Annotated in this window: 18 protein-coding genes and 1 pseudogene; 4 read left to right on the top strand and 15 right to left on the bottom strand. The window is 70.3% G+C overall.

All coding sequences use genetic code 11. From position 1 onward, the window contains the following. Positions 1 to 125 precede the first annotated feature (125 nt). From ABD156_RS02265 to dacB, 10 genes and pseudogenes are all read right to left on the bottom strand, one after another. A pseudogene (locus tag ABD156_RS02265) lies at positions 126 to 398 on the bottom strand (GTP cyclohydrolase I); the annotation flags it as partial. Continuing rightward, the gene (gene ftsH, locus ABD156_RS02270; RefSeq protein ID WP_344265529.1) at positions 370 to 2,775 is read right to left on the bottom strand and encodes an ATP-dependent zinc metalloprotease FtsH; all 2,406 of its coding nucleotides are present in this window, start codon (positions 2,773 to 2,775) and stop codon (positions 370 to 372) included. The gene ftsH and the pseudogene ABD156_RS02265, both read right to left, overlap by 29 nt. Before the next feature lie 206 nt (positions 2,776 to 2,981). Further along, on the bottom strand, positions 2,982 to 3,803 hold the full coding sequence (locus tag ABD156_RS02275) for an ESX secretion-associated protein EspG (protein WP_344265532.1): 822 nt from the start codon (positions 3,801 to 3,803) through the stop codon (positions 2,982 to 2,984). A 330-nt stretch (positions 3,804 to 4,133) separates the two neighbouring features. Then, positions 4,134 to 4,937 carry an ESX secretion-associated protein EspG gene (locus ABD156_RS02280; RefSeq protein ID WP_344265535.1) on the bottom strand — a complete coding sequence of 268 codons (804 nt, stop codon included), beginning with the start codon at positions 4,935 to 4,937 and terminating at the stop codon, positions 4,134 to 4,136. A gap of 79 nt (positions 4,938 to 5,016) precedes the next feature. Next, on the bottom strand, positions 5,017 to 6,435 hold the full coding sequence (locus tag ABD156_RS02285; RefSeq protein ID WP_377926754.1) for a hypothetical protein: 1,419 nt from the start codon (positions 6,433 to 6,435) through the stop codon (positions 5,017 to 5,019). Positions 6,436 to 6,458: 23 nt separating this feature from the next. Further along, positions 6,459 to 6,827, bottom strand: coding sequence for a hypothetical protein (locus ABD156_RS02290; RefSeq protein WP_344265538.1), 369 nt, complete (start codon positions 6,825 to 6,827; stop codon positions 6,459 to 6,461). Positions 6,828 to 6,998: 171 nt separating this feature from the next. Beyond that, complete coding sequence (gene hpt, locus ABD156_RS02295; RefSeq protein ID WP_037369179.1) at positions 6,999 to 7,553, bottom strand: hypoxanthine phosphoribosyltransferase; 555 nt, start codon at positions 7,551 to 7,553, stop codon at positions 6,999 to 7,001. Between the two features lie 3 nt (positions 7,554 to 7,556). Further along, positions 7,557 to 8,528: a tRNA lysidine(34) synthetase TilS gene (gene tilS, locus ABD156_RS02300; protein WP_344265546.1), complete on the bottom strand. Its 972-nt coding sequence runs from the start codon at positions 8,526 to 8,528 to the stop codon at positions 7,557 to 7,559. Then, positions 8,525 to 9,541: a zinc-dependent metalloprotease gene (locus tag ABD156_RS02305; protein ID WP_344266689.1), complete on the bottom strand. Its 1,017-nt coding sequence runs from the start codon at positions 9,539 to 9,541 to the stop codon at positions 8,525 to 8,527. The genes tilS and ABD156_RS02305 overlap by 4 nt, the downstream gene beginning before the upstream one ends. Positions 9,542 to 9,650: 109 nt before the next feature. Next, on the bottom strand, positions 9,651 to 12,584 hold the full coding sequence (gene dacB, locus ABD156_RS02310) for a D-alanyl-D-alanine carboxypeptidase/D-alanyl-D-alanine endopeptidase (protein WP_344265549.1): 2,934 nt from the start codon (positions 12,582 to 12,584) through the stop codon (positions 9,651 to 9,653). 172 nt (positions 12,585 to 12,756) lie between these two features. Here dacB and ABD156_RS02315 point away from each other — a divergent pair, with 172 nt between their 5' ends. Beyond that, entirely contained in the window at positions 12,757 to 13,275 is a 519-nt protein-coding gene (locus tag ABD156_RS02315) for an inorganic diphosphatase (RefSeq protein WP_009084318.1), read from the top strand. Between the two features lie 57 nt (positions 13,276 to 13,332). On the opposite strand, the gene ABD156_RS02320 is transcribed toward ABD156_RS02315, so the two are convergent. Next, positions 13,333 to 14,982 carry an MDR family MFS transporter gene (locus ABD156_RS02320; RefSeq protein WP_344265556.1) on the bottom strand — a complete coding sequence of 550 codons (1,650 nt, stop codon included), beginning with the start codon at positions 14,980 to 14,982 and terminating at the stop codon, positions 13,333 to 13,335. Between the two features lie 204 nt (positions 14,983 to 15,186). On the opposite strand from ABD156_RS02320, the gene ABD156_RS02325 reads away from it, so the two are divergent. Beyond that, positions 15,187 to 15,594, top strand: coding sequence for a YciI family protein (locus tag ABD156_RS02325; RefSeq protein WP_344265559.1), 408 nt, complete (start codon positions 15,187 to 15,189; stop codon positions 15,592 to 15,594). Then, complete coding sequence (locus ABD156_RS02330; protein WP_344265561.1) at positions 15,591 to 16,727, top strand: RNA polymerase sigma factor; 1,137 nt, start codon at positions 15,591 to 15,593, stop codon at positions 16,725 to 16,727. The genes ABD156_RS02325 and ABD156_RS02330 overlap by 4 nt, the downstream gene beginning before the upstream one ends. Before the next feature lie 40 nt (positions 16,728 to 16,767). On the opposite strand, the gene ABD156_RS02335 is transcribed toward ABD156_RS02330, so the two are convergent. The 3 genes from ABD156_RS02335 to ABD156_RS02345 all read right to left on the bottom strand — a co-directional run bounded on the left by ABD156_RS02335 (position 16,768) and on the right by ABD156_RS02345 (position 19,320). Beyond that, positions 16,768 to 18,036, bottom strand: a complete 1,269-nt coding sequence (locus tag ABD156_RS02335; RefSeq protein WP_344265563.1) for a serine hydroxymethyltransferase — start codon at positions 18,034 to 18,036, stop codon at positions 16,768 to 16,770. 158 nt (positions 18,037 to 18,194) lie between these two features. Further along, positions 18,195 to 18,713: a gamma carbonic anhydrase family protein gene (locus ABD156_RS02340; protein ID WP_344265566.1), complete on the bottom strand. Its 519-nt coding sequence runs from the start codon at positions 18,711 to 18,713 to the stop codon at positions 18,195 to 18,197. A 19-nt stretch (positions 18,714 to 18,732) separates the two neighbouring features. Then, complete coding sequence (locus ABD156_RS02345; protein ID WP_344265569.1) at positions 18,733 to 19,320, bottom strand: TetR/AcrR family transcriptional regulator; 588 nt, start codon at positions 19,318 to 19,320, stop codon at positions 18,733 to 18,735. A 122-nt stretch (positions 19,321 to 19,442) separates the two neighbouring features. On the opposite strand from ABD156_RS02345, the gene ABD156_RS02350 reads away from it, so the two are divergent. After that, the gene (locus ABD156_RS02350; protein ID WP_344265572.1) at positions 19,443 to 19,901 is read left to right on the top strand and encodes a GreA/GreB family elongation factor; all 459 of its coding nucleotides are present in this window, start codon (positions 19,443 to 19,445) and stop codon (positions 19,899 to 19,901) included. A gap of 48 nt (positions 19,902 to 19,949) precedes the next feature. Here ABD156_RS02350 and ABD156_RS02355 read toward each other — a convergent pair whose 3' ends face one another. Continuing rightward, a complete protein-coding gene (locus ABD156_RS02355; protein WP_344265575.1) occupies positions 19,950 to 20,396 on the bottom strand; it encodes a hypothetical protein in 447 nt (148 codons plus the stop codon). Between the last annotated feature and the right edge of the window lie 78 nt (positions 20,397 to 20,474).

The raw sequence follows: 20,474 nt of genomic DNA on the forward strand, positions 1-20,474 counted from the left end.
CTGACCTGGGTGACCGTCGTTTCTTCGACGTTGCCGCCGACAAGCGTCCAAAGCCGATCGCCCGTCTCGACCTCCATGGCCCGTTTGGCTCCAGCGACCGTGTTGACAGTCTGCCTGCTCGGCACGCATGTCGAATACATCGGGATGTCCGTGACGAGCACGAGCTCCTCGTGCGATTCGTCGAACGTCTTCGCCAGCACCTCGTCCGGATCGGTGTAGAGGCCGGCGAACATCTCCTGGTAAGCGCGAGCGACCCGGGCCGGGGTGTCCTGGAGACCGTCCCGATCCGGGTCTTCGCCGCAGGCGAGCAGCAGCTCGCGAACGGCGCGCTCCGCCCGGTCGGCATCGAAGACCGGGCGGATGCCGTCTTTACTGCTTGTCTGTTCCGTCGACGTCACGCCGATGCTGCCCCTCGTCCGGCTGCTGGCCGTTCGCGCCGTCGGCGAACCAGCCCTGCTCACGCGGACGGTCTTCGGCGGGGCGCCACGGCTGCTGGCCGCCCGGGGACGTCGCCGGGGTCCAGCCCGGAGGCGCCCCGTAGTTCGGCGGTCCGCTCTGCGCACCGCCAGGGCCACCGGGCTGGTAGCCGCCGCCTGCCGGACCGCCCGGCTGCTGCTGACCACCATACGGCTGGCCCCAGCGGCCGGTGCCGTTCGGCCCGCCGACCGGACGGCCGCCGTTGGCGGGCGGGGCGTACGGGTTCGCGTTCGGGTCCGGAGCCTGGTACGGCGGACCGCCGGGCAGCTCGCCCGCGCCCGGGGCCGTGCCGACCGGGGTCGGCGCGGGCTGCAGAGCGGGCTTTTCCTTCTCCGGAGCAGGCGGCGGCCACGGCTCGCCGCGCTCCATCGCCAGCTCGCCCGGGGTCTTGATCGGCGGCTTGTCCGACGGCGTGCGCTCGCCGAACTCGTTGAAGACGGTGATGTGCGGGCGCTTCTCGACGGTCGCGAAGATCCGCTCGAGGTCCTTGCGCTGCAGCGTTTCCTTCTCCAGCAGCTCCATGACCAGGTTGTCGAGCACGTCGCGGTAGGTGTTGAGCACGTGCCACGCCTCGGTGTGCGCGGTCTCGATGAGCTTGCGCACCTCCTCGTCGATCTCGTGCGCCACCTCGAGCGAGTAGTCGGCCTGGCGGCCGGCGGACCGGCCGAGGAACGGGTCGCCCTGCTCCTGGCCGTACTTGACCGCGCCCAGCCGAGCGCTCATGCCGTATTCGGTGACCATCGCGCGGGCGATCTTCGTCGCCTGCTCGATGTCCGAAGAAGCACCGGTGGTGGGCTCGTGGAAGACGAGCTCCTCGGCCGTGCGGCCGCCCATCGCGAAGACCAGCCTGCCGATCATTTCCGACCGGGTCATCAGCTGCTTGTCGTCCTCCGGCACCAGCAGCGCGTGCCCGCCGGTGCGGCCGCGAGGCAGGATCGTCAGCTTGTAGACCGGTTCGATGTCCGGCATCGCCCACGCGGCGAGCGCGTGCCCGCCCTCGTGGTAGGCGGTGATCTTCTTCTCCTTCTCGGAGATGATCCGGCTCTTGCGCGCCGGACCGCCGACCACGCGGTCGACCGATTCCTCGAGCGCGACGTCGGTGATCACGTGCCCGTTCTCGCGGGCGGTGAGCAGCGCGGCTTCGTTCAGCACGTTGGCCAGGTCCGCACCGGACATGCCGACGGTGCGCTTGGCCAGCCCGGTCAGGTCGGTGCCCTGCGCGATCGGCTTGCCCTTGGCGTGCACCTCGAGAATCGCCTTGCGGCCGAGCAGGTCCGGCGCGGACACCGGGATCTGCCGGTCGAACCGGCCGGGGCGCAGCAGCGCCGGGTCGAGGATGTCCGGCCGGTTGGTGGCCGCGATCAGGATGATGCCGCCGCGGGCGTCGAAGCCGTCCATCTCGACCAGCAGCTGGTTCAGCGTCTGCTCGCGCTCGTCGTGGCCGCCGCCGAGGCCGGCGCCGCGCTGGCGGCCGACCGCGTCGATCTCGTCCACGAAGATGATGCACGGCGCGTTCTGCTTCGCCTGCTCGAACAGGTCGCGAACCCGCGACGCGCCGACACCGACGAACATCTCGACGAAGTCCGAACCGGAGATCGTGTAGAATGGCACGCCCGCCTCGCCCGCGACAGCTCGCGCGAGCAGCGTCTTGCCGGTGCCGGGCGGCCCGTAGAGCAGCACGCCCTTGGGGATCTTCGCACCGAGCGCCTGGTAGCGCGCCGGGTTCTGCAGGAAGTCCTTGATCTCGTACAGCTCTTCGACCGCTTCGTCAGCGCCCGCGACGTCGCCGAAGGTCGTCTTCGGCATGTCCTTGTTGAGCTGCTTCGCCTTCGACTTGCCGAAGTTCAGGACGCGGTTCCCGCCGCCCTGCGCGTTGTTCATCATCCACATCAGCAGGCCGAGCACCAGCGCCAGCGGGATCGCGAAGATCAGGATCTGGGTCAGCAGGCTCTGCTGGGTGACCTTGGTGGTGAACTTGACCGGCTGGCCGCCGTTCTGCGCGGCGATCAGCTTGTCGTAGATCTCGTGCGTGGCGTTCGCGGGGAACTGCGCGATGATCTGGTCAGTCTGCTGGCCGTCGACGTCGATCTTCTGCGTGAGCTGCAGTTTGAGCTGCTGCTCCTTGTCTTCGAGGCTGGCTTCCTTGATGTGGTTCTGGGCGACCTGGTTCATCGCCGTCGAAATAGGAGCCTGGGTGTAGCCACGATCGCTGTCGAAGATCGTGTTGTAGGCGAACAACGCCAGCAACCCCGCGACGATCCACAGCAGTGGGTTCCTGAGCACGCTCTTCCGGTTCATACGACTCGGCCCTTGCGGCCTCGACCCTCCCTGGTTGGGCGGCTCCTGTGATACCCGCCATCGCGATCTTGACAACCCGTGGGCGCCGCAGGGCACCCGTCCCACCAGGGTACCGTCCGGGCGGGCGGGGAAGCCTGGCGAGCCTCTCGCAGGTCAACGGCCAATCCCGCGCGAGGGTTCCCGTTCCGGGACGACACGTCACCCGGCTACCGGGTGTCGACCGCCACTGAAGCCACCATTTCACCCAGCCTGCTCCGCAGCGTCGCCGGGTCCGCCGGGGCGACGGTGACCCATTCGCGGCCGTCCGAACCCGCCCTCGACAAGCTCAAATACCGTCCGGTGGCGGTGTCGAACCAGCCGAGCACCCGGGACCGCTGCCGGTGTCCCAGCTGGGATCGGCTGTTCGCTGCGAGCTGACCTCCGCGCAGCCGCGGCTGGCCCGCGATGAGCCCGTAGGTCTCGCGCGGGTCGACGGTGGCGCGCTCGCTGAGCGACTGGCGCTTCGCCCGCCGTCCGCCCTTCTCCTCGGACTGCCCGCCGCCCGCGGCGACCGGCACCCGGATCGGCTGGGTGTGCAACGCCTCGTCCAGCGGAAGAGTGACCGACGCCTCACTTCCGCGCGGGCCGCCGGGCAGCAGCTCGACGATCGTGGACACCAGTGCGTCCGGCTGGATCTCGCGCAGCCAGATGCCGTCCGCGTCCTGGATCGCGACCACGCCGGTGCGCTCGTCGCCCGCGGCGAGCAGCGCGACCGGATGCGCCTCGAACTGCGGGATGTGCAGCGCGTCGATGGAGTGCGGGGCGCGCGCGAGCAGCGTCAGCCAGTCCTCGACGTCCGGCTCGACCCTGCCCCGGGAATCGCGGATGCCGCGGGCCTTCAGCTCGGTGTCGACCCGGTGCCGCAGCGACACGCGCTCGTCCTCGGTCGCCCCGTGCGAGCGCACGCGCAGCGGGTAGGGCAGCTCGCCCAGCTCCACCGACTCCCACAGGAAGTCGAATGCCAGCGGCGAGAAGAACTCTTGGTGCATCCGGTGCTGCTCACCCTCCGGTCAACGATTTCCGGCCCAGCGTAGCGCCGGATCGGCAGTCTTCAAGCGGCTCAACGCCACATTGGGTGCGTCAGTTGCCCCAAAGTGGCGTTCGGTGCATCCCGCGCACCCAAAGTGGCGTTCGGTGCGTCCCACGCACCCAAAGTGGCGTTCGGTGCGTCCCACGCACCCAATGTGGCGTTCGGTGCATCCCGCGCACCGAATGTGGCGTTGGTTGCGTCAGATGCACCCAATGCCACATTGGGGCGGTTTCAGTCGAGTGGGGGCCGAGCCGGTCAGCGCGGGTCAGGCAGAGCGGGTCAGAGCGGGTCAGAACGCGCCCGCGCTGGCCTGGTCGGCCACCCCGGCGAGCATTTCGCCGAGCCGGTGCCGCAGCGTCGCCGGGTCGGCGGGGGCGATGGTGATCCAGTCGCGTCCGTCGTGGCCCTGGCTGGCTTGCGTGAAATACCGCCCGGTTTCGGTGTCGAACCAGCTCAGCACCGTCGACCGGCTGCGTCCGCCGAGCCGGTTGCGGGCGTTCGCGCCGATCTGGCCGCCGCGCAGGCGCTGCTGGGCGTGCAGCCGGGCGAGAGCCTTGCGGTCCTCGTCCACGCTCGCGCGGCCGGAGGCGTCCACCTGGTTGCCGCGCCGCTGCATGAAGTCCACTCCGGACGCGCCGACCAGCTGCTCCAGCGGCACGGTGATCGACTTCTCGCTGCCGCGCGGAGCGCCCGGCAGCAGCGAGATGATCGCCGTGGCCAGGCCGTCCGGCGCGCACGGGTGCAGGTGCAGCCCGCGCTGGTCCTGCACGGCGAACAGGCCGTCGCCGTTGGCGCTGCCCGCGACCGCGAGCAGCGGTTCGCCGTTCGGGTCGAGCAGCTGGACGGTGTCGAGGCTGACGTCCGGCGAGGCGAGGATGCCGAAGTAGTCCTCGACGTGCGGAGCGGGCCTGCCGCGATCATCGGCGAGCCCCCGGTCGGCGAGCGCGCCGAGCGTGCGCGTGCGCAGCGCCGAGCGCTCGTCCATCGTCGCGCCGTGCGAACGGATCCGCAGCGGATACGGCAGCTCGCCCATCCCGGCCGACTCCCACAGGAAGTCCACCTCGATCGGCGCGAGCAGCTCCGCGTTCGGCATCGACCAACCCCCTACCCCGAGTGTTTGCGAACGCTCGCGGGCGCGTGACCACTCCGGTCACGCGCCCGCGAGCACTGCGTCAGTTGTCGTCGTCCGACCACGCGCCGATGACCGGCGGCGGGGTGGCCTCGTTGGCCCCGAACGCGTCGTCCGGGTCCGGCTCGATGAGGAACGAGGCGTGCGTGTGCTCCTCGTCCTCTTGGCCGGCGCCGTGCGCGCCCGCACCGCCCATGCCGCCGCCCATCGGGCTCATGCCGCCCTGGGACTGGCCGATGGTGCCGCCCGCCGGGACCACGCCCTGCTGCTGCGGAGCCGCCGACGCGGCGCTCTGTCCGTTCTGGTGCTCGGACGCGGCGGAGGTCTTGCCTTCCTCCTCCTTGCGCGAACCGCTGCGGTTGCCCTCGCCGAGCTTGCCGCCGGCGAGCCCGGCGCCGGCGCCGATGGCGCCGAGGCCGAGCGCGGAACCGAGGCCGCTGCCGCCCGTGCTCGCGGGGGCGGCCGGAGCGACCGGGGCCGCGCCGACGCCGGAACCGGCGCCAACGCCCGTGCCCACGCCGGTGCCGCCGGCGAGCGCGCCGCCCTCGAGACCGGAGGTGCCGTACTTGCCCGAGTCGGCCGAGACGTGCGCCGGAGCGCCGTGCCCGGCGACCCCCGCGCCGCCGGCCGCGCCGTGCGCGCCGACCGTGCCGAAGTTGGCCGGGGAACCGAGCGCGCCCGGGCCGTCGGTGTGGCCGATGTTGTTGACGTTGTTGAACGAGTTGCCGTTGAAGTGGTTCGCGGTCGGCTTCATGCCGAGCGAATCCGGGCCGAAGCTCGGGGTCGAGCCGTCGACCTCGCTCATCGCCTGGGTGTAGGCGTTGAAGAACGCGACCTGCTGCGCCTTGACGTCGTTCGCGGCGTCCGCCTGCGCCTTCTGGTCCGCGGCCATCGCGGCCGGGCCGCCCGCGAGCGCGGCCGTCATGGCCTGCTTCGGGTCGTAGTCGCGCGGGGCCGGCATCTTCTTGACCTCAGCGGCCGCGGCGGCCTGCCGGGCGAGCTTGTCGGCCATCGTGTGCGCGGCGTCGGAGGCCTGCGTGCCCGAGTTGGCGATCGCCACGAGCGCGCCCTGCGCACCCGCCGCACCGTGGCCGACCCAGACGTTGCCCAGTTCGCTGATCGCGGTGTACAGGTCGTCGGACGCCTGCTTCAGCTCGGTGCCGTGCTTGGTCCAGTGCTGCCCGGTCGACTCGGCGGTGCCCGGGTCGTTGTCCGTGGTCGCGCCGACGTAGAGCTGGTGGCTTTCCTGCGACTGCCAGTTCGGCGGGTTGCCGATGGCGCGGTCGCCGCCGATCTCGAAGCCGCCGGAGCTGCTGCGCGCGGAGGCGACGATGTCGTTGGCCGCCGAGTTCGAGCCCATCGCGACGGCGGAGCCGGGCGCGGGGACCGAGGACGACGTGCCGTAGCCGGAGGTGTTGTAGCCCGATCCGTCCGGGGCCGAGGTGGTGGTGTTCGGTGCCATGACTGCGTGATCCCCCTAGGACGTCAGGCCTTGTTGCGGAACGGGTCGCCGGCGGACTGGTCGATCTCGTGGTAGCGGGCCATCGCCGCGACGATGCCTTCCTCCGCCGCCTGGTACTGGCTGAGCAGGTTCTGCAGCGCGGACGAGTAGGAGTCGCCGCCGCCGTCGGCGCGCTGCACGAACTTCGTCGCCATCGCCTTGCCGACCGGGTTCGCGCCGAGCTTCGGCGGCTGCGCGAGCGTGCCCGCGCTGTTCAGGAGAGCTTCGACCGCGTCGCGCCCGGTCCGGATCTTCTTCAGCACGGTCTGCGCGGCATCCGGGTCGATTCCGACCTGGCCGTTGACAGCGGCGTTCTTGAACGCCGCGGCATCCGCCGAGCTGTTGTTGCCCATCTGCCCTCTCTCCGTTCCCCCGCGCGAGGACCAGCCCGTCGGCTGGTGTCACTCGTCCGCATGGCAATAGGTCTTCGCATAGGTTAACGCACCTGGTCGAGCCCTATGACGCGATTTCGGGCTTCCGGGTTCCGCACCCGGAAGTATTACCGTGAACCGTGCTGAACCGGACTATCCGGACGTGTAGACGTGCGGATCGAGCGTGCCGATGTAGGGCAGGTCGCGGTAGCGCTCGGCGTAGTCGAGGCCGTAGCCGACGACGAACTCGTTGGGGATGTCGAAGCCGATGTATTTGACCGGCACCTCGACCTTCACGGCTTCCGGCTTGCGCAGCAGCGAGACGACCTCGAGCGAGGCCGGGTTCCGGCTCGCCAGGTTCTTCAGCAGCCAGGACAGGGTGAGCCCGGAGTCGACGATGTCCTCGACGATCAGGACGTCGCGGCCGGCGATGTCGCGGTCGAGGTCCTTCAAGATCCGCACCACCCCCGACGACGAGGTCGACGACCCGTAGGACGACACGGCCATGAACTCCAGCTGCGTCGGCACCGGAAGCGCCCGCGCGAAGTCGGTCATGAACATGACGGCGCCCTTGAGGACGCCGACCAGGAGGAGGTCGCCCTGGCCGTTCTCCGGGTGGTCGGCGGCGATCTTCGCCGCCAGCTCCGCGATCTTGTCTTTGATCTGCTGCTCGGTGATGAGCACGGAGGCGATCTCGCCCTCGTACACGGGTCATTCCCCTCGGGTGGTGGGTTCGGGTCCGGCAACCGAAAGCCTGCCACGCCGCCGTCGAGCCTCCAAGTTGCCTGGCAGCCACACCCCGCCCTGACCCCGCCAGCGGGCAACGAGCGCGTCGACCGAACGCAGGTGCGCGTCGGTGAGCTCGCGAACCCCGGAGTTCAGCAGCCACCTGCGGAGAACCCGTCTGCGCAGCGCAGCGGGCTCGGCTGCCAGCACGGCTACGTCGAGGTCGTCTTCGCGGGCCGCGCGCTCGTGCACGCGCGCGGCGAGTGTGTCCAACGCCTCGGTGTCTTCGCGCAGCTGTGCGGCCGTACGGGCTAAAGCTGGAGCGACTCCACCCGACAGGACGTCCTCCAGCAGCGGCAGTGCTTCCGTACGCAGCCGTACGCGGGTGAAGCGTGGATCGGCGTTGTGCGGGTCTTGCCACGGCTCTAGGCCGAGTTCTGCGCACGCCGCAACGGTTTGCGCGCGAGTGATGCCGAGCAGCGGACGGCCCCACGGCGGATCGTGCGGACGCATGCCGGCCAGCGAGCGCGGTCCGGAGCCACGGCCTAGCCCGAGCAGCACCGTCTCGGCTTGGTCGTCTTGGGTGTGGCCGAGCAGCACGAGCCCTTCGCCGTTTGGCAACGCTTCGCGCAGCGCGTGGTACCTCGCGGCGCGCGCGGCTGCTTCGGGACCGCCTTTGCCCACGACGTGCACAGCGTGCACCTCGACGACGTCGATGCCGACGCCCTTCGCGACTGTCGCTGCTTCGGCGGCAACGGCGGCTGAATCGGCCTGAAGGCCATGGTCGACGACGAGAGCCCGCGTACGGACGTCTCGGTGCCGAAGGACGTACGCCGTCGCTTCAGCGAGCGCTAAGGAGTCCGCGCCGCCCGACACCGCGACGCACACTTCGCTCGGAACAGCGACCGTCGCGAGGAAATCGCGGACCGCTGTCCGGACCGCGGCGAGCGCGCTCACCCGTGCAGTCGCCGCACCCAGGCCGCGGGGTCGGCGATCTCGGCGCGAGTCGGCAACGTGTTCGGCGAGCGCCAGACCTTGTTGAACCCGTCCATCCCGACCGCGTCGACCACGTGCCGCGTGAACTTCGCGCCTTCCTCGTACTGGCGGATCTTCGCGTCGAGACCGAGGACCGCACGCAGCAGCCGGTCGAAAAGCCCGCCGCCCTGACGACGCGCGGTGAATCGCGCGCGAATCTGTTCGACGCTGGGCACGACCTGCGGACCGACCGCGTCCATTACGTAGTCCGCGTGGCCCTCCAGCAGCGTGGACAACGCCAGCAGCCGGTCGAAAACCGAACGCTCCTTCGGCGACTGCAGCAGCTCCGCGATGCCGCCGCCCTTGCCGCGGTTGCGCAGCGCGTCGGGCAGCCTGCCGACCAGCTCGGCCAGCCCGTCGGTGGAACTCTCCGCGAGCCCGGACACGAGCCGCTCGACCTCGTCGGCGAAGTAGTCGCGCAGCCACGGCACCGCGGTGAACTGCAGCCGGTGCGTGCATTCGTGCAGGCAGACCCACAGTCGGAAATCGCGCGCGGGGACCTTCAGCGCGCGCTCGGCGGCCACCACGTTCGGCGCGACGAGCAGCAGTTCGCCCTTGTTCTCCTCGCCGCCGAACGGGTCGTACTGGCCGAGCACGCGGGACGCCAGGAACGCGAGCAGCAGCCCGGTCTGCACGCCAGCGCCGGACGCCAGGATCGGGCCGAGCGGGCCGCCTTGCGCCGCGGGCAGCGCGCGACCGGTGAGCACGCCGAGACCGGACGCCGCGGACCGCACCCAGCCGGGCCGGTCCACCACGGTGCCGGGCAGCAGCGGCAGGTCGAGGCCGAGGCCGGTCAGCTCGCGGACGTGCCCCTCCGCCTCGGCGGTCAGCTCCCGCAGGTCGACCACCGCGCGGTCGGCCTCGCCTCGGGCGACCTGCGGGCCGCCGCGCACCAGCAGCGCGCCGGTGGCGGCTGCCCGGTCCCAGTCGACCATGGGCCGCCGTCGGGTCTCGGTTTCCTGGCTCACCCCTCCGACGCTACCTTCCGGTCCGGAATTGTGGGCAGCTCAGCCGTGCGGGTTCAGCGAGTCGGCTCAGTGCGGGCTACTTGCACCCGCAGCCCCGCAAGGCCGTCGCCAGCACGTCGAGCGCCGCCTGCCCGGAGTTCTTCTCCGAGCCGTTGGACATGAACGCGAAGGCGAGCACGCGGTTGTCGCTGTCGAGCACATACCCGGCGAGGGTGTTCACGCCGGTGAGCGTGCCGGTCTTGGCCCGCACCCAGCCCTTGCCGCCCTGGGTTTCGCCCGAGTGGTAGCGACCGTGCAGCGTGCCTTCCGGGCTGCCCGCGACCGGAAGACCGGCCAGCAGCGGACGCAGCTTCGGCGTGTTCGGGTCCTTGCCGTCCGGACCGGCCGCCGCGGCGAGCACCTGCGCCAGCAGCCTGGCCGGCACCTTGTTCTGATTGGACAGTCCACTCGTGTCGAACAGCTGAAGCCCGTTGACGTCGAAACCGTGGTCCGCCAACACCTTCTTCACCGCGGCGGCGGCGCCGGCGAACGACGCTTCCCCGCCGGTGGCCATCGCGACCTGGCGGCCGAGCGAATCGGCGAGCACGTTGTCGGAGATCTGCAGCAGCGCGTACGCGAGGTCCGGCAGCGGAGCCGACTGGACTTCGCCGAGCACCTTCGCGCCGTCCGGAGCCTTGGCGGCGCCGGCCGGGCTCGCGCCGAGCTTCTCCGCGACGAGCTGGGTGAGCGCGGTCCCCGGGTTGCCCGAGCGCATGGTCTCGTCGACCTTCGGGTTGCCGCGTCCGCCGTCGGTCATGGCCGGGACGATCGGCGCGCCGTACAGCGAAGGCGCGTCGCCCGGCTCCCAGCCCGGCGCGGTGTTCGGACCGCTGAAGGCACTGGCGTCGAGCTGCACCTTCTTGATGTCGCCGCCGGCCTTCTTGGCCTGGTTGACGAGGTCGTCGACGTGCGCGGCACCCGGGTAGAGCGGCGAATCGGTGCCGACCGGCAACGCGGTCAGCGACGGGTCGCCGCCGCCGACGATGACGACCGTGCCCGGCTGCGCGCCCTGGACGATCTTGGTGGAGATCCGCTTCGTCGGCTCCATCGCGAGCAGTGCCGCGGAGACGGTGAGGATCTTCGTGGTCGACGCCGGGGTCAGCGGGGTGTTCGACGCGTGGTCCCACAGCACGGTGCCGCTGGCCGGGTCGATCACACTGCCGCTGAGCTGGGAAAGTGCTGCCGCACCGGCGGGACCGGACAGCTTCGAGGCGACCCCGTTCGCGGACGGTCCCTGTGCGGAGGTGTCCGGGCCGTGCAGCGCGAGGCTGGCGTCTGAGGGATCGGGCTCGCTGCCCTTCGGCGCGTTCGGCGCCCACGGCAACCCAAGCCGGTTGGACACGGCGGGCACGGCCGACGCACCACCCGCGGCGGCCAGCAGAAGCAGCACGACGAGCGCCAGGATCAACGCCTTCCGGCGCGGCTTCTTCCCCTCAGGCCGAGGCGCGTCGTCCGCGGGCGGGATCGGCCCGGCACCGGCAGGCGGCTCCGGCGGATACTGCTCCGCAGCGTTGCGCGGCGGAATCTGCTCCGGACCTGGGCGTTCGGAGAAACCTTCGGCCTGCGCGGGAATGCCGACAGTCGCCTCCGACGGCCCCTGGTTCAGGAAGCCCTCGGGCGGCCTCGGGATCCCGACGGTCGCCTCAGCCGGGAACTGACCGCCAGCCGGGTCGATCCGCATCGGCCGCACGTGACTGGCACCCGCGGGCGGGACGGTGCCCGGCTGCGGTTCGGGCAGCCCGGGGCGGACGGGGATTTCGATCTGCTGCGACCAGGGTTCGGATCCGGACTCGTTCCGGCCTGCCTGCGACTCGTCTCCAGCACGGCTGGACTGGCCTTGGTTGGAGCTGGCGACCCAGTTTTCCCGGGACTCGCTCCCGGCTTGGCCGGACTGGCCTGGGTTGGCAGCCCAGCTTTCCTGGGACTGGTTCCCGGCTTGGCCAGGCTGGCCCGGATTGAGCCGAGCGGCGGCGGACCCTGGGATCGGGCCGGATTCGCCTCGGAAGCCGGTCCGGTTCTCCTGCGGTTCCTCTCTGGTTCGGCCGGACTGTGCCTGGCCGGACTGGCCGGAGGCACCGGATTCGCCGGAGCCGGAGTCGTTGCGGAAGGCGGTCCAGCCCTCCTTGGGCGGCTCCTCCCCCTGCTCGTCCCGCGCGACGATCGGGCGGAACGCCGCCCAGCCCTGGTTGTTGTCGCCCGCTCCCGGCGTTTCGTCCCGGAACGCGGCGAACTGCCCCGGCTTGCCCGCGGGCTCGCCCGTCCCAGCAGCCTGACCCGATTGGCCCGACTGACCCGACTGGCCGGACTGGAACGGATTCCACCCCTGCCCGTCCCCCGAAGCTCCAGAACCAGACCCGGCGGGCTCGAACAGCGAGTTCCCCGGCTTCCGCGCGGCCTGCCAAGCGGGTGAAGAATCCTGCTGACCAGGCGAAACGTTCGACTGCGCCCGCACCGTCCGCTCCGCGGCCCCCTCCGCCGAGGGCCTCGACTGCTGCTGCGAAACCTGGAAAGTCTTCTCCGCGGCCCCTTCGGCGGAATCGACCGTCGAAGACTGCACCGTCGCCTCGGCATCCGGGCGACCAGCGTTGTCCCCCGGCCGCGGCACCCCGGCCACGAACCGGGTCGGCCCCTCCACCGGCACCCACGGGGCCTGCGGTTTCGGCTCCTCAGCGCGACCAGACGGCGTGGGCACGGACGTGCCGCTCATCCGGTCCGCGAGATTCGATCGGGGCGGTTCCGGCGGCGCGGCGGGGGCGTCCGAGGGCGCGTTGAGCCCGGGGACCTCCTCGGGCGGGACGTTCGGCCGGAACCACGATCCCGGCCCGTCTCCCGGTGTGACGTTCGGCACGGAAAGCTGCGCGGTGGCTCCCGCGTCGCGCTTGGGCAGGGGGAGGCGGGAGGTCGCCCGGTCCGCCTGGGACGAGGTGTCCTCGTCGCCCGTGGGCCACCTCGGCTGGTCGTTTTCCGGCACCCACCACTCCTTCTCACCCGCCCCCGGAGGGGCCAAGGTCACATGCCGTCTGGCCGACATCGGCGCGACCCGCCGACGGGGCGTAGTCCACACTAGTGACGTCAACGAGGTCATTAGGTTGCCGCCCACGAGCGCGTGGGACACCGAGATTCAAGAAGCAGCGAGGACGGCCGTGGAATTCGACGTCACGATCGAAATCCCCAAGGGGGAGCGCAACAAGTACGAGGTCGATCACAAGACCGGTCGGATCAAGCTCGACCGGACCCTGTTCACCGCGACCCAGTACCCGGCCGACTACGGCTTCATCGACGACACGCTCGGCCAGGACGGCGACCCGCTGGACGTGCTCGTGCTGGTCCAGGAGCCGACGTTCCCCGGCTGCCTGATCCGCTGCCGCGCGATCGGCATGTTCCGGATGACCGACGAGAAGGGCCCGGACGACAAGGTCCTCGCCGTCCCGACGAACGACCCGCGCCTCGAGCACCTGCGCGACATCCACCACCTGAACGAGTTCCACAAGCTCGAGATCCAGCACTTCTTCGAGGTCTACAAGGACCTGGAGCCGGGCAAGAGCGTCGAGGGTTCGTCCTGGGTGAGCCGCGCCGAGGCCGAGTCCGAGATTGCCCGCTCGTACGAGCGCGAGAAGGACCGCCTCGCCAAGGAAGAGATCAACGGCGAAGAGCACCACTGAGCCATCTGAAAAAGGGCCGTCCACCTGCCTGGTGGACGGCCCTTTTTTACTTCCCGCTCAGCCCGCGAGGGCCAGTTCGCCCGCTTCCTGCTCAGCGCGCTGCTCCATCGCCGACTTGTCCGAGAGCGGCTTCTCCCGCAGCAGCCAGACCAGCGCGAACCCGACGGTCAGCACCGCGCCGCCGATCAGGAACACCGTGCTCATCGAGCTGGAGAACCCTTCCAGGATCGGCCGGGCGAGTACCGGGTCGAGCTTCGACAGGAACGAGGTGTCGTTCACGTCGAGGCCGCCGCCCGCCAGCTGCCGGGCGAACTCCGGGTGCTGCGCCAGCGCCGCGGTGTAGGCCGGGGAGGCCATCGCCGAGCGCACCGCCGCCGCGATCCGGTCGCCGACCGTGCTGAACAGGATCGACAGGAACACCGCGGTGCCCGCCGTGCCGCCGATCTGCCGGAAGAACGTGACCGACGAGGTCGCGACGCCGATGTCGCGGGGCGAGACGTCGTTCGTGGCGGCCAGGGTCAGCGTCTGCATGGTCGAGCCGAGGCCGAGTCCGAGCACGAACGCGATGGCCATGACCACGCCGAGCGCGGTGTCCACGCCGATCATCGAGAACGAGTACACCGCCGCGGCCATCAGGCCGAGTCCGGCGACCGCGAAGCCCTTGTACCGGCCGGTGCGGGCGATGATCCGCCCGCTGCCGAGGCTCGCGACCATGATCCCGAGGGTGAGCGGCAGCATCTGCAGCCCGGCCTGGGTCGGCGTCGCGCCCTTCACGATCTGCAGGTACAGCGGCAGCGACATCATCGCGCCGAACATCCCGATGCCCTGGATCACGGTGACCAGCGTCGACACCCGGAACACCCCGTTTCCGAACAGCCGCAGCGGCAGCAGGGCGGCGTCGCCCATCCGGCGTTCCTGCAGGATGAACAGCACCACGCCGAGCGCGCCGACCAGGTACATCGCCAGCGACGCGGGCGAACCCCATCCCCATTCGCGGCCCTGCTCGGCGACGAGCAGCAGCGGCACGAGGCCCAGCGTCAGCGCGCCGGCTCCGAGGAAGTCGACCTTCTGGTCGACGCGGGTGTGCGGGAGGTTCAGCACCTTGCTCACCACGACCAGCGCGGCGAGCGCGATCGGGACGTTCACCATGAACACCCAGCGCCAGCCGGTGAGGCCAGCGAACGAGTCGAGTCCGGCGAAGAACCCGCCGACGACCGGGCCCGCGACGCTCGAAACGCCGAAGACGGCCATGAAGTAGCCCTGGTAGCGGCTGCGTTCCCGCGGCGAAGTGATGTCGGTGATGATCGCCAGCGCGAGCGACATCAGACCGCCGGCGCCGAGGCCTTGGAACGCGCGGAACGCGGCCAGTTCGTACATCGATCCGGCCATCGCGCTCGCCAGCGAACCGGCGAGGAACAGCGAGATCGCGGTCAGGTACATCGGCTTGCGGCCGAAGAGGTCGGACAGCTTGCCGTACAGCGGCGTGGAAAGCGTCGCGGTGATCAGGTAGGCGGTGGTGGCCCAGGCCTGCAGGCTCTGGCCGTGCAGTTCGTCGGCGATGGTCTTCATCGCCGAGGACACGATGGTCTGGTCGAGGGCCGCCAGGAACATGCCGAGCATCAGTCCGGACAGAACCGTGAGGATCTGCCGGTGTGAAAGCCGTCCGTTCGTGGTGGCGCCCCCTTCCGCGGTGGCGGTGTCGCTCATGGTGGTCTCCCTCAGTGCCGGGGTAGTTGCTTGTATCCCTCAACTACTTGCTCGCCACAACTGTTCCCGAAAAGCTTGCATTCATCAACCAAATATCGTGTGACGCTAATCTCTCGCCGGGGGATGTCGAGAACGCGAGACCGGCTCCGTCCCTGGCGCGAACGTGACGGCAACGAGCCGCCACCAGCACGGAGGAGAACCACAATGGCCAAGTACCTGCTGCTCAAGCACTACCGCGGCGCTCCGGCCTCGGTGAACAACGTCCCCATGGACCAGTGGACGCCCGAGGAGGTCACCGCCCACATCCAGTACATGCGCGACTTCGCGGACCGGCTCGTGGAGACCGGCGAGTTCGTCAGCGAGCAGGCGCTGTCGCCGGAAGGGGCGTGGGTCCGCTACGACGGCGAGGGCCGCCCGCCGGTCACCGACGGCCCGTTCGCCGAGACCAAGGACGTCATCGCGGGCTGGATGATCATCGACGTCGACAGCTACGAGCGCGCGGTCGAACTGGCCGGCGAGCTGTCCGCGGCCCCCGGCGCGGACGGCAAGCCGATCCACGAATGGCTCGAACTGCGCCCGTTCTACGGCGTGACGCCCTCGGTGACCGAATGAACGAGGAGTTGCTGCGGGAACTCGTGCCCGCGGTGATCGGCATCCTCGTCCGGCGCGGAGCGGATTTCGCGTCGGCCGAGGATGCCGTGCAGGAAGCGTTGATCCGCGCGCTGGACGCGTGGCGGGAAGATCCGCCACGCGACCCGAAGGCGTGGCTCATCGCCGCCGCGTGGCGCCGGTTCCTCGACGCCACGCGGTCGGAATCCTCGCGCCGGGGCCGGGAAGTGGCGATCGACGCCGAGCCGCAGCCCGGTCCGGCGTCCGCAGTGGACGATTCGCTCCAGCTGTATTTCCTGTGCGCACACCCGTCTTTGACGCCGTCGTCGGCCGTCGCGCTCACCTTGCGCGCGGTCGGCGGGTTGACCACGAAACAGATCGCGCAGGCGTATCTGGTGCCGGAAGCGACTATGGCGCAACGGATCAGCCGGGCCAAGAAGACGGTGTCCGGCGTTCGGTTCGACGCGCCCGGTGATGTCGCGACCGTGCTGCGCGTGCTGTATCTGGTGTTCAACGAGGGCTACTCCGGCGAACTCGACCTCGCCGCCGAAGCCATCCGGCTGACCCGGCAGCTGGCGGCGGGTTTCGATCATCCGGAAGTGGCCGGTCTGCTCGCGTTGATGCTGCTGCACCACGCGCGCCGGGCCGCGCGGACGAAGCCGGACGGCAGCCTCGTGCCGCTCGCCGAGCAGGACCGGAGTGTTTGGGACACCCGGCTGATCGCCGAAGGCGTCGACATCCTGCAGGCGGCGCTGGCCCGTGACCAGCTCGGCGAATACCAGGCCCAAGCCGCCATCGCCGCGCTGCACGCCGACGCTCTCGCGGCGGAGGAAACCGACTGGGTGCAGATCGTCGAGTGGTACGACGAGCTCCTCGCGCTGACCGACAGCCCGATCGTCCGGCTGAACCGGGCGGTGGCGGTCGGCGAGGCGGACGGGCCTCGCGCCGGGTTGAAAGCTCTCGCCGAATTGGACGACAAGCTGCCGCGGTACCTCGCGGTGGCGGCCTACCTGCACGAACGCGACGGAGACCTGGTCACGGCGGCGCGGCTGTACAGCGAAGCGGCGGGGAAGGCGCCGAACCGGGCGGAGAGCGAGCACTTGATCAGGCAGGCGGCCCGGCTTAACAACTCGTGAGTGGCGATCACGGTGAGAACCGCGATCGCCACTCACGACGTCACTCGGTGTAGCCCGGGATCGGGAACGGCTGCAGGAACTCGCGGATCTCCGCCGCGATCGCGTCCAGCGCGCCGTCCTGCTGCGCCGCCGCGGCGGTCACCGTCCGGTCGATCCAGTCCGCGACCTGCACCTGGTGCTCGGGCTTGAGCCCGCGCGTGGTGATCGCCGACGTGCCCAGCCGGATGCCGGACGGGTCGAACGGCTTTCGCGGGTCGAACGGCACGGTGTTGTAGTTCAGCTCGATGCCCGCCCGGTCCAGGGCCTGCGCGGCGGGCTTGCCGGGCACCGCCTTGTTGGTCAGGTCGATCAAGAGCAGGTGGTTGTCCGTGCCGCCGGACACCAGGTCGTAGCCGCGCTCGACCAGCGCTTCGGCCAGTGCCTTGGCGTTCGCCACGATCGTGTGCGCGTAGTCGGAGAACGACGGCTGCTGCGCCTCCCCCAGCGCGACCGCGATGGCGGCCGTCGTGTGGTTGTGCGGGCCGCCCTGCAGGCCGGGGAACACCGCCTTGTCGACGGCCTTCGCGTGGTCGGCGTCGGAAAGGATCATCGCGCCGCGCGGGCCGCGCAGCGTCTTGTGCGTGGTCGTGGTGATGACCTGCGCGTGGCCGACCGGCGACGGGTGCGCGCCGCCCGCGATCAGGCCGGCGATGTGCGCGATGTCGGCGACCAGCACGGCGTCGACCTCGCGGGCGATCTCGGCGAACGCCGGGAAGTCGATGGTGCGCGGAATGGCCGTGCCGCCCGCGAAGATCAGCTTCGGCCGGTGCTGGCGGGCGAGGTCGCGGACCTGGTCGAGGTCGACGCGGCCGGTTTCCTTGCGGACGCCGTAGCGGACCGGCGTGAACCACTTGCCGGTGGCGGACACGCTCCAGCCGTGCGTGAGGTGGCCGCCGTCGGGCAGCGCCATGCCGAGCACGGTGTCGCCCGGCTTGGCGAACGCCAGGTACACCGCGAGGTTGGCCGGAGAGCCGGAGTACGGCTGGACGTTCGCGTGGTCAGCGCCGAAAACCGCCTTCGCGCGCTCGATCGCCACCTGCTCGACCTGGTCGATGAACTGCTGGCCCTCGTAGTAGCGCTTGCCGGCGTAGCCCTCGGAGTACTTGTTGGTGAGCACGCTGCCGGTGGCCTCGAGCACCGCCTGCGAAACGTAGTTCTCGGACGCGATCAGGCGGATCTTGTCGTGCTGCCGCTTCGCCTCGTCCTCGACGAGACCGGCGATCCGCGGATCCGCCGCGGACAGTGCGGACAAGGCGGGCTGGTGTGTCATGGCGTACTCCGGCTCTGCAGTGGCCCTCACCCAGGCGCGCGGTGCCGGCCTCGTCGTCGCTCCCCGGTGGTGCTCCACCTCTTGAATGGCGCCAGTCGCTGCTGCGGGACGAAGTTTAGTGCACCGCGCCAGCCCGCGTCCGGTCCGCGGGAAGGGCCTCAGACCTGCTCGAGGCCGCCGCGGTGGCGTCGCGCGAGTTCCTGGTAGACCGCCGCGTTGTGCTCGACCCACACCCGCGCGGAATCGGTGAGTTCCACGAACTTCTTCGCCGGGCTGCCCATCGCGATCGTCTCCGCCGGGACCTCGGTGCCCGGCGTGACCGTCGACCCGGCGGCGACGAACGCGCGCGGTCCGATCACCGCGCGGTCGAGCACCGTCGACCCGTTGCCGATCAAGGCCTGCTCGCCGACCGTGCAGTCGTGCACGAGGCACTGGTGCCCGACGGTCACGTTGCGGCCGACCTCGGTCGTCTCGGGTCCGGAGTGGATCACCGAGTTGTCCTGGATGTTCGCGCCCTCGCGGATGATGATCGGGCCGAAGTCCGCGCGGATCACCGCGCCGTACCAAACGGAAGCGTCCTTCTCGACGGTCACGTTGCCGATCAGGGTGGCGGTGGGGGCGATCCAGGCGTCCGGGTGAACCTGCGGGCTGACGCCGTCCAAGGAGAACAAAGGCATGCCGGGAGCCTAAGCGGCGTCAGCGGTATCCGGCGAAGCAGAGCGCCTCGATGTCGCCGCGCAGGCTCGCGGACGACCGCGGCCGGACGCGTTGCTGCACCACCGCGCCGAGCAAGTAGCTCAGCAGCGAGCGGGCGCGGGCGCGCGGGTCGTCGACGTCGAGCGGGACGAGAAGTTCGACGAGCAGTTCGGTGATCGAGGTGAGCATGGCGTCGATCGCCTGCGGATGCTGCGCCCGTCCGGCGGCGATCCAGTACTCGAACCAGAGGAACGCGCCGCGCGGATGGTCGGCGAACTCGGCGAGGTAGGCCTCGGTCACCGCGAAAAGCCGTTTGCGCGGGTCGGAGTGCTTGTCCGCGACCGTGCGCAGGTCCGCGGCGAAAGTGTTGATGTGCGCGGCCATCGCCCGGTCGATGAGCACGTCGATGTCGGCGAAGTAGTAGTGGATCGCGCTCTTGGTGAGCGGTCCGGCCTCCGCGATCGCGCGTACCGTGCAGCCGCCGAGTCCTTCGCGGGCGAGGACCTTGCGAGCCGCTTCGACGATCTGTTCCTGCTTCTGCAATTGGTTGGGCGACAGCTGGGTGCTGCGGCCGGGAACGGCGCTCACGGTGATCCTCGTTACGTTTGTCAGGACGGCAGCCCTGAATCCTAGGCCAGTCGTCCCAACGTCTTCCGGCGGGTGAAAAACCGGATTGGCCACCCCGGTCCGCGCAGCGGACAATGCCCGGCATGGTGATCTCAGGGGACAAGGGGCTCAGCGAGGCGGCGCGCCGTCAGCTGGAAAAGGAAATCGCGGACCTGCGTGCGCAACGGGAGGCGCTATCGCCGCAGCCGGGCGAGCAGGAACGCACGGGGGACGCCGCCGATCAGGCGGACGTGATCGACCGCGCCGAGGCAGCGGCGCGACTGGACCGGCAGATCGCCGACGTCACCGCGAAGCTGGAGCACGGCGCGTACGACAGCTCGCTGCTTCCGGACGGCACGCGCGTTTCGCTGCGTTTTTCCGACGGTGACGAGGAAGAGTTCACCGTGGTGACCCTTCCCGGCGAGGACGCGGACGCGATCACCTCGGACAGCCCGCTCGGCATCGCGCTGTCGAAGGCGAAGGCAGGCGAGGAAATCAGCTACCGCACCCCGCGCGGGCAAGCCACCGCGACGGTGCTGAAGCTGACCCCGCCCGCCAACTGACCACAGAGGACAGACAGTGGCCGCCCCGGTTTTCCGGGGCGGCCACTGTTATTTGTCCGCGTTGGCCACCGTTTCGGCCTGATACGCGTACACGCCGTCGTTCTCGACCGCGACGTGCCAGCCGCCGCAATCCTTGTCCATCCGCTTGTGCTCGCCCGCGGGCCACCAATCCGCGGCGAGCGTCGGAGCTTTCGCCTCGGCTTTTCCTGGCTTGCACAGGGGCGGCAGCCCGGACGGACCTGGCTGGTAGCGCAGGATCCGTTCCGAACCGGTGGTGCGGATCAGCTCGGTGACCGACTTCGCGTCGTCGGGCACCCACGACGGAAGCCGGGCGTCCGGGTTGGCCTTGCCCTGTTTTCCGGTGTCGTAGGAAACCGTCTTCACGTGGCCGTTCGACTTCTCCTCGATCGAGGAGCCGAGCCCGCACGACGCGACCGTGGCCAGTGCCGCGATTCCGGTCGCGGCCAGTACCGCCTTGTTCCGCACGCTGTTCATGGCTTCCAGTCAACGGAGACCGGCGCGGCCTGCCCTCGTTCTTCCGGCCCAAGCTGCTGGCCAGTCGGCCGACTCCGT

Source organism: Amycolatopsis albidoflavus (assembly GCF_039525725.1).
GTDB classification, from domain to species: Bacteria; Actinomycetota; Actinomycetes; order Mycobacteriales; family Pseudonocardiaceae; genus Amycolatopsis; species Amycolatopsis albidoflava.

Bases quoted from the DNA above. Each gene is read 5' to 3' on its own strand.
- ftsH (WP_344265529.1), bottom strand. From the start codon at position 2,775: ATGAACCGGAAGAGCGTGCTCAGGAACCCACTGCTGTGGATCGTCGCG.
- ABD156_RS02275 (WP_344265532.1), bottom strand. From the start codon at position 3,803: ATGCACCAAGAGTTCTTCTCGCCGCTGGCATTCGACTTCCTGTGGGAG.
- ABD156_RS02280 (WP_344265535.1), bottom strand. From the start codon at position 4,937: ATGCCGAACGCGGAGCTGCTCGCGCCGATCGAGGTGGACTTCCTGTGG.
- ABD156_RS02285 (WP_377926754.1), bottom strand. From the start codon at position 6,435: ATGGCACCGAACACCACCACCTCGGCCCCGGACGGATCGGGCTACAAC.
- ABD156_RS02290 (WP_344265538.1), bottom strand. From the start codon at position 6,827: ATGGGCAACAACAGCTCGGCGGATGCCGCGGCGTTCAAGAACGCCGCT.
- ABD156_RS02305 (WP_344266689.1), bottom strand. From the start codon at position 9,541: ATGGTCGACTGGGACCGGGCAGCCGCCACCGGCGCGCTGCTGGTGCGC.
- ABD156_RS02320 (WP_344265556.1), bottom strand. From the start codon at position 14,982: ATGAGCGACACCGCCACCGCGGAAGGGGGCGCCACCACGAACGGACGG.
- ABD156_RS02325 (WP_344265559.1), top strand. From the start codon at position 15,187: ATGGCCAAGTACCTGCTGCTCAAGCACTACCGCGGCGCTCCGGCCTCG.
- ABD156_RS02330 (WP_344265561.1), top strand. From the start codon at position 15,591: ATGAACGAGGAGTTGCTGCGGGAACTCGTGCCCGCGGTGATCGGCATC.
- ABD156_RS02335 (WP_344265563.1), bottom strand. From the start codon at position 18,036: ATGACACACCAGCCCGCCTTGTCCGCACTGTCCGCGGCGGATCCGCGG.
- ABD156_RS02340 (WP_344265566.1), bottom strand. From the start codon at position 18,713: ATGCCTTTGTTCTCCTTGGACGGCGTCAGCCCGCAGGTTCACCCGGAC.
- ABD156_RS02350 (WP_344265572.1), top strand. From the start codon at position 19,443: ATGGTGATCTCAGGGGACAAGGGGCTCAGCGAGGCGGCGCGCCGTCAG.
- ABD156_RS02355 (WP_344265575.1), bottom strand. From the start codon at position 20,396: ATGAACAGCGTGCGGAACAAGGCGGTACTGGCCGCGACCGGAATCGCG.